Origin of the sequence: Xanthomonas sp. JAI131 (assembly GCF_013410075.1) — a bacterium.
Taxonomy (GTDB): Bacteria; Pseudomonadota; Gammaproteobacteria; order Xanthomonadales; family Xanthomonadaceae; genus Xanthomonas_A; species Xanthomonas_A bonasiae.
The window spans coordinates 1,611,187-1,620,302 of sequence record NZ_JACCCN010000001.1; the positions used below are offsets into that span (position 1 = coordinate 1,611,187).

Here is a 9,116-nt window from a genome sequence, read left to right on the forward strand (position 1 = left end):
GCGCGCGTTCGCCGATGCTGCCGGGATTGCGCGGCCGACCCCAGTGTAGCCGCGGCCACCGCATCGGCGATACCGCGGCGCAGGCGTCTATTGCGCCGCTGACGGCGTCTGCGCCGGCGGCGGCGCCCAGCCCAGGCCCAGGCTCTTCTGCAGCGCCACGTAGCGCAACAGCACCTGGGTCCGCGCCTGCACTGCGCTGTCCTGCGCCGAGGCCTGCTGGCGCTGCACGTCCAGCGCATCGATCAGCGATGACGCGCCCGCCGCATAGCGCTGCTGCAGCAGCGCCGCGGAACGGTCCGCCGAGGCTTCGGCCTTGGACGCGGCCAGCGCCTGCTGGCGCGCGGCGCCGAACCGGGCGAGCGCGCTGTTGGCGTCCTGCAGCGCCGCCAGCACGGTGCCTTCGTAGGCGGCCAGGCGCGCGGCGTTGCCGGCGCGGGCCTGTTCGACCTTGGCCCTGGTCGCGCCGAAATCGAAGATCAACCAGCGCAGGAACGGCGCGACCACGCTGTTGATCGCATCGCTGCCGAGATCGCCCGGCGAGGTCGCGGCCATGCCGATGTTGCCGAGCAGGGTCACCTGCGGGAAGTACGCGCTCAGCGCCTGTCCGATCTGCGCCGACGAAGACGCCAGCTGGCGTTCGGCGCGGCGCACGTCGGGGCGGCGGCGGATCAACGCACCCGCATCGTCCACCGGCACCACCGCCGGCAGCGTCGGCAGCGGCCGGTCCGCGGCCAGCGCGGCGTCGAGCGCGCCCGGCTCGCGGCCGATCATCAGCGCCAGCTGGTCCAGCGTTTCCTTCGCCTGCGCCTGCAGGTCCGGCAACACCGCTTCCTGCTGCTGCAGCTGCGCCTGCGCGCGCTCCACCTGCAGGTCGGCATCGGCGCCGCGCTCGCGGCGCTGCCGGGTCAATTGCAGGGTCTGCCGCGCCGCCTCCAGGTTGCGCTGGGCGATGGCGATGCGCTCGCGGGTCGCGCGATAGCCCAGGTAGGCCTGTCCGACTTCGGCGGCCAGTTGCACCTGGGTGTCGGCCAACTCGGCCTCGTCAGCTTGCGCATCGGCCAGCGCGCCTTCGCTGGCGCGGCGGCGGCGGCCGAAGAAATCCAGTTCCCAGCTCGCATCGAAGCCGACGCTGTACAGCTGCGCATGCGGATCGATGGACAACGGCTGGCCGCTGCCGGCGGCGACGCTGCCCAGGCCGTCGACCAGCGCGTCCGGCGCCCTGGCGTTGAGATAGGCGGCATTGGCGCCGACGCTGGGCAGCTGTTCGGCATGGCGCTGCTGCACCAGCGCGCGCGAGGCGCGCAGCTTGGCCTGCGCGGCGCGCAGGTTCGGGCTGTTCTGCAGCGCCTGTTCGACCAGGCTGTCCAATTGCGGATCCTGCAACGCCTCCCACCAGCGCTGCGGCGGCGGCGCCGGCACCACCCCGGCCGCCGCGGCGACCGCGTCGGCGCGATGCAGCTGCGGCTGTGCCTGCGCCGCCTCGGCCACCGGCGGCGGCTTCACGTAGTTCGGGCCGAGCACGCATGCCGACAGCAGCAGCGGCAGCGCGGCGGGGACGAGCACACGGGAAAAACGCTGAGCCATGGAATCCTCAATGCATCGCAAGCGGAGCGCCGCCCTTGGGCAGCGGTTTGAGCAGCAGCCCCAGCGGAATCGTGCACACCACGATCACCCCGAAGATCCAGAACAGGTCGTTGTAGGTCATCACCAGCGCCTGCTGCTGCACCATGCGCGCCAGCTGTGCCACCGACTGCATCGCCGCACCGGCGCCGGAAGCGGACTGCAGCTGCGCGGCCAGGCCGTGCAGGTAATCCTGCGCCAGCGGCGAATTGGCACTGGTGCCGCTGCCGATCATCTGCGTGTGGAACACCATGCGCCGCTCCTGGAAGGTGGAGATCAGCGCCAGCCCGATCGAGCCGCCCATGTTGCGCGCGGCGTTGAACAGCCCGGACGCATCGCCGGCCAGTTCCGGCGGGACCGACGAGATGGCGGCCTGGTTCAGCGACATCATCGCCAGCGCCAGGCCGCAGCCCTGCAGCAGCTGGCCGATCACGAAATGCATGCCCACCGAATCGGCGCTGAGGCGCATGTTGACGAAGCAGGCGATGGCGAAGCAGCTCAGCCCGCCGATCACCAAGATGCGCACGTCCACGCGCATCAGCATCTTCGGCATCAGCGGCATCAGCAGCACCGTCGGCACGCCGGACAGCAGCACCACGTAGCCGGACTGCTCGGTGTTGTAGCCGGAGATCGTGGCCAGGAACTGCGGGATCATGTACATGACCCCGAACAGGATCATGCCCACCGCCATCACCATCACGAACACCGCGCTGAAACTGCGCTGCAGCAGGATCGACAGGCGGATCACCGGCTGCCGGCTGACGAACTGCGAGGCGACCAGGGCGACGAAGCCGACCAGCGAGAGCAGGCTCAGCAGCACGATCTCCGAGGATTCGAACCAGCGCTCGCGCTGGCCTTCCTCCAGCACCACGGTCAGCGCGCCGAGCCCGGCGGTCAGCCCGAAGATGCCGAGCCAGTCGGCGTCGAGCAGCCCGCGCAGATTCATGCGCTCGTGCGGCAGGCCGAGCAGCAACAGCGCCACCAGCCCGGCGCAGATCGGCACGTTGATGAAGAACGCGTAGTGCCAGCTGACGTTCTCGGTCAGCCAGCCGCCGAGCAGCGGCCCGATCACCGGGCCCAGGATCACGGTCATGCCGAACAGCGCGGTGCCCATGGTCTGCTGCGCCGGCGGCAGCCGCGTGGCGACGATGGTCAGCGCGGTGGGGATCAACGCACCGCCGGCGAAGCCCTGGCCGACGCGGCCGAGGATCATCATGGTCAGGCTGTTGGACAGCCCGCAGACCACCGAGAAGAAGGTGAACAGCAGCGCGCAGATCAGCAGGAAGTTGCGCAGCCCCAGGGTGCGCACGAACCAGCCGGTCAGCGGGATCATCACGATCTCGGCGACCAGGTAGGCGGTGGAGATCCAGGTGCCTTCGGTGCCGCTGGCGCCGACCTCGCCCTGGATGGTCGGCAACGCCGCGTTGACGATGGAGATGTCCAGCGTCGCCATGAACGAGCCGATGGTGCCGGCCGCGACCGCCAGCCACGCGCCGGCGTCGGCCTTCTGCTGTGCGCCGGCACCCGCCGCCGGCGCAGCGGCGGCCTCGTTCACGGCGTGCCCTCGCCCTGCTTGCCTTCCTGCTCGACCCGGTCCTTGGCGTCCTTGGCCGCGCGCGTATCCACCGTGACCGTCGCCGACATGCCCGGCACCAGCACCTTGCGCGCTTCGGCGCCGGCCTTGAGCCGGATCCGCACCGGCACCCGCTGCACCACCTTGGTGAAGTTGCCGGTGGCGTTCTCCGGCGGCAGCAGCGCGAACTGCGAGCCGGTGCCCGGCGCGATGCTCTCGACCACGCCGTCCAGCGCGACCCCGGACAGCGCATCGACCTCGATCCGCGCCGGCTGCCCGGGCCGCATCAGCCCGACCTGGGTTTCCTTGAAATTGGCGCTCAGGTACAGCGCATCGACCGGCACCACGCTCATCAGCCGCGTGCCGGCGGCAACGAACTGGCCGACCTGCACGGTCTTGTCGCCGATGCGGCCGTCGATGCGCGCGGTCAGCCGCGTATCGTCCATCGCCACCTGCGCCTGGTCGGCGTCGGCCTGCGCCTGCTGCAGCCCGGCGCGGGCCTGGTCGAGCTGCGCGCTGGCGCCCTGCACCTGGCTCTCGGCAGCGACCACTTGGGCCTTGGCCGCGTCGTACTGGGCCTGGGCGCGGTCGCGATCGTGGACGATGCTCTCGTAGTGCTCGTGGGTATCGGCGCCGGACGCGGCCAGCGGCGCGAAGCGCTTGGCTTCGCCCTGGGCGAAGCGCAGGCTGGCCGCGGCCGCGGTGACCTGGGTGCGCGCCTGCAACAGCGTGGCGCGCTGCGCCTGCAGCCCGGCCTCGGCGGCGGCGATGTCGGCCTGGCGGACCGCGACCACGGCCTGCGCCTGCTGCTGCGTGGCGCGGTAGCTGCGCTCGTCGATCTGCAGCAGCGGCTGCCCGGCCTTGACCGTCTGGTTGTCGCCGACGAACACGCCGGTCACGTAGCCGTTGACCCGCGGCGCCACCGCCACCGCATCGGCCTGCAGATAGGCATTGTTGGTTTCCTGCAGGTAGCGGCCGGTGGTCAGGTAATAGACCAGCCACGCCACCAGGCCGATCGCCACCACAAGGCCGATCAGCAGCAGCGTCCATTTCACCTTGGGATTCTTCAGCGGCGCCGGCTTGTCGGGCTGCTTGGCGTCGTTCTGGCCGTCGTGCTGGGCCGGCGCGGCCCGCGCCTCGTCCGAAGCCGCCTGTCGTTGCGTCTGCGCGGGATCTGGGTCGTGGGTGCTCAAAGTCGCAGGTTCCTGGGGGTTGGGACCATCGTCGCCGGTGCGCTTGACGGTGCAGGGACAGCAACGCACTGCGCGCGGCGCGCTCACCAGACGGTGGCGTACGGCGGACTGTACAAGTGTCTGTACCGGCGAGTCGAGATCGCGTGAGTGCGACTGGCGGTGGCGTTCAGGCGCCCTGCAAGCAACTCCTCGGCACGATCCTCGCCGGCTGCAACGATGGCCAATGGGGGGTGGCCAGGCGCATCGCGTGCAGGGTGCTGTTCAGGCCTTCCGCTTGCGCCGCACCCTCACCCCTCCCCTCTCCCGCGGGAGAGGGCTAAGGCAAAGCACCGGCTGTTCCTTCTCCCACCGGGAGAAGGTGGCCCGCAGGGCCGGATGAGGGTACGGGCGCAGCCTCGTACGCCCAATTCGGCGAGGCGCTTCGCGCCGTACCCTCACCCCTACTCCTCTCCCGTGGGGAGAGGGAAATCATTTTGCTGCGACGTCGCTCAGCGCCCGGTCTTCAGCTCGGTCCACAACCGCGTGTACTGGCGGTCCACTTCCGGCGGCATCACCGCCAGCGCGAACAGCTTGGCCTGCACCTCCGCCGGCGGGTAGATGGTGCGGTCGCCGCTGATCGCCGCATCGATCAGCGGGATCGACTTGGGCACCGCGTTCGGATAGCTGACGAAGTTGGTGTTGGCCGCGGCCACTTCCGGGGTCAGCAGGTAATTGATGAACTGGTAGGCCTGCTCCGGATGCTTGGCGTCCTTGGGGATGGCCAGCATGTCGAAGAACTGCAGCGCGCCTTCCTTCGGAATCGAATAGGCGATGTGCACGCCATTCTTGGCCTCCTCGGCACGGTCGCGCGCCTGCAGGATGTCGCCCGACCAGCCCACCACCAGGCAGGTGCTGCCCTTGGCCAGCGCGTCGATGTACTGCGAGGAATGGAAATTCTGGATGTAGGGGCGGATTTCCTTGAGCTTGGCCGCGGCCTTTGCGATCACCTTCGGGTCGGTGCTGTTCGGGTCCTCGCCCAGGTAGTGCAGCACCGTCGGCACGATCTCCGAGGCGGTGTCGAGGAAGGTCACCCCGCAGTCCTTGAGCTTGGCCAGGTTCTCCGGCTTGAACACCAGGTCCCAGCTGTCGACCACGTCGGTGCTGCCGAACGCGGCCTGGATCTTGTCCACGTTGTAGCCGATGCCGGTGGTGCCCCACAGGTACGGCACCGCGTAGGTGTTGCCCGGATCCTGCTGCGCGATGCGCTGCATCATCGCCGGGTCCAGATTGGCCAGGTTGGGGATCTTGCTCTTGTCCAGCGGCAGGAACACGCCGGCCTGGATCTGCCGGCCGAGGAAACTCAGCGACGGCACCACCACGTCGTAGCCGCTGCCGCCGGCCAGCAGCTTGGCTTCCAGCACCTCGTTGCTGTCGAACACGTCGTAGGTGACGTGGATACCGCTATGCCGCTCGAAGCCGGGCACGGTGCCTTCGGCGATGTAGTCCGACCAGTTGTAGACGTTCAGTTGCTTCGCATCGCCGCCGCCCGCCGCCTCCGCCGCGCCGTCCTGCCGGCCCGATCCGCCACAGCCCGCCAGGCACAGCACCGCCACCATCCCCGCTATCGCTCGCCGCTTCATCGTCGTCTCCATGCCGCCCGTTGCGGGCAGCGGTTGGCGGGACGCCGCGCTGGCGCGCGTCCCGGTGGTCCTCCCCTTTGGCGGCCGCGCGCGCGGCGCGGCCGTACTGCGTGCAGGCGCCGCGCCGAAGCGCGGCGCCATGGACCACGGACGCGACCGGCTCAGCGGCCGGTCTTGATCTCCGTCCACAGGCGGGTATACAGCTTGTCCACCTCGGGCGGGTTGATCGAATAGGTGAACATCTTCGCCGCCACCTCCGGCGGCGGATAGATGGTCGGGTCGTTGCGGATCGCCGCATCCACCAGCGGCGTCGCCTTGGGCACCGGATTGGCGTAGTGGATGAAGTTGGAGTTGGCCGCGGCCACCTCCGGCGTCAGCAGGTAGTTGATGAACTTGTAGGCGTTCTCCGGATGCTTGGCATCCTTCGGGATCGCCAGCATGTCGAACCACTGCGGCGCGCCTTCCTTGGGAATCGAATAGGCCACTTTCACGCCGTTCTTGGCTTCCTCGGCGCGGTCGCGCGCCTGGATGATGTCGCCGGACCAGCCCACCGCCAGGCAGGTGCTGCCGTTGGCCAGCGAGGTCACGTACTGCGAGGAGTGGAAGTTCTGCACGTACGGGCGGATGCTCTTGATCAGCGCGGCGGCCTTCTCGATCTTGGCGCTGTCGGTGGTGTGCGGATCCTCGCCCTGGTAGTGCAGCGCGATCGGGATCAGGTCCGACGGCGTGTCGAGGATGGTGACGCCGCAATCCTTGAGCTTGGCGATGTTCTCCGGCTTGAACACCAGGTCCCAGCTGTTGGCGATGTCGGTGCTGCCGAACGCGGCCTTGACCTTGTCCACGTTGTAACCGATGCCGGTGGTGCCGACCATGTACGGCACGCCGTACTTGTTGCCCGGATCCTGCTGCGCGATGCGCTGCATGATCTCCGGATCCAGATTCGCCAGGTTCGGGATCTTGCTCTTGTCCAGCGGCAGGAACACGCCGGCCTGGATCTGCCGGCCGAAGAAGTTCAGCGTCGGCACCACCACGTCGTAGCCGCTGCCGCCGGCCAGCAACTTGGTCTCGACCATCTCGTCGCTGTCGAACACGTCGTAGGTGACCTTGACCCCGCTGGCCTTCTCGAACGCGGGCACGGTGTTCTCGGCGATGTAGTCCGAATAGTTGTAGACGTTGAGGACCTGGTCCTCGCCCGCCGCGGGCTTGCCGCCTTCGCCGCCGCCGGAACCGCCACAGGAGGCGAGCAGCGCCGCAGAGAGGGAAAGGGTGAGCAGTCGCAGCTTCATTGCAGGTCTCCGCAGGTCCATGGGGAAGATCGGAAGATACACGCCGCGGCGTCGCGCGGACGGGTCCAGGCCAACCGGCCCAGACTAACCAGCGCCGGCCTATTTGCCCAGCGCCTGGGCGGTGTCCTCCAGCGCCAGCCAGGCCTTGTCGAACAATTCGTCGACCTGGGCGCGGCTGAGGATCAGCGGCGGCGACAGCAGCATCGCATCGTTGGTCGCGCGCAGGATCAGGCCGCGGCGCAGCGCATGGTCGCGGCACAGCGCGCCGACCTTGCCGCGGTCGGGGAAATAGTGCCGGCGCGGCTTGTCCGGGACCAGTTCCAGCGCGCCAATCATGCCGACGATGCGCGCCTCGCCGACCAGCCGGTGCTCGCCCAGCTCGGCCCAGCGCTGCGCCAGGTACGGCGCGATCTCGCTGCGCGCGCGTTCGACGATGCCCTCGTCCTGCAGCAGGCGCAGGTTCTCCAGCGCCACCGCCGCGCACACCGGATGCCCCGAATAGGTGCAACCGTGCGCCAGCTCGCCGCCCTGCTCCTTCAGCACCGTGGCCACGCGCTTGCCGAACATCGCCGCGCCGAGCGGGATGTAGCCGGAGGTGATGCCCTTGGCGATGGTCATCACGTCCGGCTGGAAGCCGAAGTGCTGCGCGCCGAACCATTCGCCGGTGCGGCCGAAGCCGCAGATCACTTCGTCGGCGACCAGCAGCACGTCGTAGCGGCGGCAGATGCGCTCGATCTCCGGCCAGTAGCTGCGCGGCGGGATGTACACGCCGATCGCGCCCATGATCGGCTCGCCGATGAACGCGGCCACGCGTTCCGGCCCCAGTTCCAGGATCTTGTCCTCCAGCCGGCGCGCGGCCAGCAGGCCGTATTCCTCCGGATCCAGGTCGCCGCCGTCGCCGAACGGGTATGGCGGGTCGATATGGTGGATGTCGGGAATGGGCAGTCCGCCCTGGCGGTGCATGCCCTTCATCCCGCCGAGGCTGGCGCCGGCCATGGTGGTGCCGTGGTAGCCGTCGTGGCGGCCGATGAAGATGCTCTTCTGCGGCTGGTCCTGCACGGCCCAGAAGTGCCGCACCAGGCGCAGGATGGTGTCGTTGGCCTCAGAGCCGGAGTTGGTAAAGAAGGCATGGTCGAGGTCGCCGGGGGTGAGTTCGGCGAGCTTGGCGGCGAGGCGGATGGTCGGCTCGGTGGTGCACTGGAAGAAGCTGTTGTAGTACGCCAGCTGTTCCATCTGCCGCGCGGCGGCCTGACCGAGTTCCTTGCGCCCGTAGCCGACGTTGACGCACCACAGCCCGGCGAAGGCGTCGAGCAGCTGGTTGCCGTCGGCATCCCAGACATAGGCGCCGTCGCCGCGGGTGAGGATGCGCGTGCCCTTCTGGGCAAGCGCGGCGTTGTCGTTGAACGGGTGCAGGTGATGCGCCGCATCCAGGTCCTGCAGGGCCCGCGTTTCTATCCGATCCATGTCGACTCCGTAGCGTTGGTACTGTGCCTGGTGGTGCTGTGCTGTTGCTGTGTTCTTGCCGCCGCCTTCGCCTTTGCTGTCGCTTTGCCTTGCCCTTCGCCGTTGCCGTTGCCGTTGCCGTTGCTGTTGCCTTTGCTTTCGCTTTTGACTTACCGGGTTCCCTTCCGCAGCGGCGGCCATGGCGGGGAAAAACCCCGCAGGGGCGGCGCACATGGATGTGCGCCGTTCGCGGCAGGGGCAGGATGCCCCTTCCGCGAATCCCCGTCATGGACGCGGACCCGGAGCGCGCAGCGCGGAGGGCGCGAGGCAGGGCGCGCTTTCTTTTGGTTACTTTTCTTTGCGCGAGCAAAGAAAAGTGACT

The 9,116-nt window shown here is 68.9% G+C and carries 6 protein-coding genes; all 6 read right to left on the minus strand.

The features are described 5' to 3' along the window. Positions 1-87 precede the first annotated feature (87 nt). The 6 genes from HDC36_RS06740 to HDC36_RS06765 all read right to left on the minus strand — a co-directional run bounded on the left by HDC36_RS06740 (position 88) and on the right by HDC36_RS06765 (position 8,755). Positions 88-1,584 (minus strand): efflux transporter outer membrane subunit, encoded by a 1,497-nt coding sequence (locus HDC36_RS06740; protein ID WP_179565478.1) that lies wholly within the window; start codon positions 1,582-1,584, stop codon positions 88-90. A 7-nt stretch (positions 1,585-1,591) separates the two neighbouring features. After that, a complete protein-coding gene (locus tag HDC36_RS06745) occupies positions 1,592-3,175 on the minus strand; it encodes a DHA2 family efflux MFS transporter permease subunit (RefSeq protein WP_179565480.1) in 1,584 nt (527 codons plus the stop codon). Continuing rightward, complete coding sequence (locus HDC36_RS06750) at positions 3,172-4,386, minus strand: HlyD family secretion protein (RefSeq protein ID WP_179565482.1); 1,215 nt, start codon at positions 4,384-4,386, stop codon at positions 3,172-3,174. The genes HDC36_RS06745 and HDC36_RS06750 overlap by 4 nt, the downstream gene beginning before the upstream one ends. Positions 4,387-4,874: 488 nt before the next feature. Further along, positions 4,875-6,005, minus strand: coding sequence for an extracellular solute-binding protein (locus HDC36_RS06755; protein ID WP_179565484.1), 1,131 nt, complete (start codon positions 6,003-6,005; stop codon positions 4,875-4,877). A gap of 161 nt (positions 6,006-6,166) precedes the next feature. Then, a complete protein-coding gene (locus HDC36_RS06760; protein WP_179565486.1) occupies positions 6,167-7,291 on the minus strand; it encodes a polyamine ABC transporter substrate-binding protein in 1,125 nt (374 codons plus the stop codon). Positions 7,292-7,390: 99 nt separating this feature from the next. Beyond that, a complete protein-coding gene (locus HDC36_RS06765) occupies positions 7,391-8,755 on the minus strand; it encodes an aspartate aminotransferase family protein (protein WP_179565488.1) in 1,365 nt (454 codons plus the stop codon). Between the last annotated feature and the right edge of the window lie 361 nt (positions 8,756-9,116).

Bases quoted from the DNA above. Each gene is read 5' to 3' on its own strand.
- HDC36_RS06740 (WP_179565478.1), bottom strand. From the start codon at position 1,584: ATGGCTCAGCGTTTTTCCCGTGTGCTCGTCCCCGCCGCGCTGCCGCTG.
- HDC36_RS06755 (WP_179565484.1), bottom strand. From the start codon at position 6,005: ATGAAGCGGCGAGCGATAGCGGGGATGGTGGCGGTGCTGTGCCTGGCG.
- HDC36_RS06760 (WP_179565486.1), bottom strand. From the start codon at position 7,291: ATGAAGCTGCGACTGCTCACCCTTTCCCTCTCTGCGGCGCTGCTCGCC.
- HDC36_RS06765 (WP_179565488.1), bottom strand. From the start codon at position 8,755: ATGGATCGGATAGAAACGCGGGCCCTGCAGGACCTGGATGCGGCGCAT.